The organism is Pseudomonas sp. TWI923 (assembly GCF_039673365.1).
GTDB classification, from domain to species: Bacteria; Pseudomonadota; Gammaproteobacteria; order Pseudomonadales; family Pseudomonadaceae; genus Aquipseudomonas; species Aquipseudomonas sichuanensis.
In genome coordinates, this window is the sequence record NZ_JBDJLM010000172.1 from 1 (window position 1) to 1447 (window position 1447).

General features: G+C 66.0%; 2 protein-coding genes. Both read left to right on the forward strand.

Going from position 1 to position 1447, the window contains the following annotated elements; translation table 11 throughout:
* Positions 1-93 precede the first annotated feature (93 nt).
* Positions 94-762 (forward strand): peptide-methionine (S)-S-oxide reductase MsrA, encoded by a 669-nt coding sequence (gene msrA, locus ABE459_RS25960; RefSeq protein WP_125462294.1) that lies wholly within the window; start codon positions 94-96, stop codon positions 760-762.
* A gap of 3 nt (positions 763-765) precedes the next feature.
* Positions 766-1380, forward strand: coding sequence for a glutathione S-transferase (locus ABE459_RS25965; protein ID WP_125462293.1), 615 nt, complete (start codon positions 766-768; stop codon positions 1378-1380).
* Positions 1381-1447 lie beyond the last annotated feature (67 nt).

Sequence of the window (1447 nt, forward strand, 5' to 3'; positions counted from 1 at the left end):
GGCTCCCACAGGGTTCAATCTAATCCCTGTGGGAGCCGGCTTGCCGGCGATGGGACCAACACCTATCCCACTGAAAAACACAGAGGAACGGCCATGACCCTGCGTTCGGAAATCCTGGTGAACAAAAACGTCCTGCCCACCGCGGAACAGGCCCTGCCTGGCCGCGAAACCCCGATGACCCTGCCCGAGTTCCACTACGTTTTCGAAGGCACCCCGCTGCTCGGCCCGTTCTTCGAGGGCGACATCGACTTCGCCATCTTCGGCCTGGGCTGCTTCTGGGGCGCCGAGCGCCGCTTCTGGCAGCGCGAAGGCGTGGTCAGCACCGTGGTCGGCTATGCCGGCGGCTTCACCCCCAACCCCACCTACGAAGAAGTCTGCTCGGGCCTGACCGGCCACACCGAAGTGGTGCTGGTGGTGTTCGACAAGAACCGGGTCAGCTACCGCGAACTGCTGGCGATGTTCTGGGAGCTGCACAACCCGACCCAGGGCATGCGCCAGGGCAACGACATCGGCACCCAGTACCGCTCGGCCATCTACTGCACCTCGCCGCAGCAACTGATTGAGGCCAAGGCCAGCCGCGACGCCTTCCAGGCCGAACTGGGCAAGGCCGGCTTCGGCGAGATCACCACCGAGATCGACCAGGCACCGACCGTGTACTTCGCCGAGGCCTACCACCAGCAGTACCTGGCCAAGAACCCCGACGGCTATTGCGGTATCGGCGGCCTGGGCGTGTGCCTGCCACCCAGCCTGCAAGGTAACTGAGCCATGATCCTGTTCCATTCGCCGTTGTCGCCGTTCGTGCGCAAGGTCATGGTGGTGCTGCACGAGACCGGGCAACTGGGCGACGTCACCCTGCAAGGCGTGAATATCAGCCCGGTGAGCGGTGACGAGCAGCTCAATGAGGGCAACCCGATCGGCAAGATCCCGGCCCTGCGCCTGGACGACGGCAGCGTGCTGCATGACAGCCGGGTGATCTGCGAGTACCTCGACAGCCGCCACGTCGGCAACCCGCTGCTGCCCCGCGAAGGCTCGGCGCGCTGGCGCCGGCTGACCCTGGCCTCCCAGGCCGACGCGATCATGGATGCCGCGGTGGGTACCCGCTACGAAACCTTCCTGCGCCCGGCGGACAAGCAGTGGGACGGCTGGGTCCAGGCACAGGGCGAGAAGATCCGTCGCAGCCTGGCCAACCTTGAACACGAGCACCTGGCGGAGCTGGCTTCGGGGTTCGACCTGGCGGCGATTGGCGTGGCTTGTGCCTTGGGGTATCTGGACCTGCGCCAGCCTGATTTCGGATGGCGTGAGCGCCAGCCAGGGCTGGCGGCGTGGTATGCCGAGGTGAGCCAGCGGGCGTCGATGCTGGCCACCGCGCCGCAAGGCTGAAGGGCCTCTTCGCGGGTAAACCCGCTCCCACAGGATCTCTGCCGTACCTGTGGGAGCGGGTTTACCC

What these genes read in the sequence shown, in the direction of transcription:
- ABE459_RS25965 (WP_125462293.1), top strand. Translation starts at nt 766, where the DNA reads ATGATCCTGTTCCATTCGCCGTTGTCGCCGTTCGTGCGCAAGGTCATG.
- msrA (WP_125462294.1), top strand. Translation starts at nt 94, where the DNA reads ATGACCCTGCGTTCGGAAATCCTGGTGAACAAAAACGTCCTGCCCACC.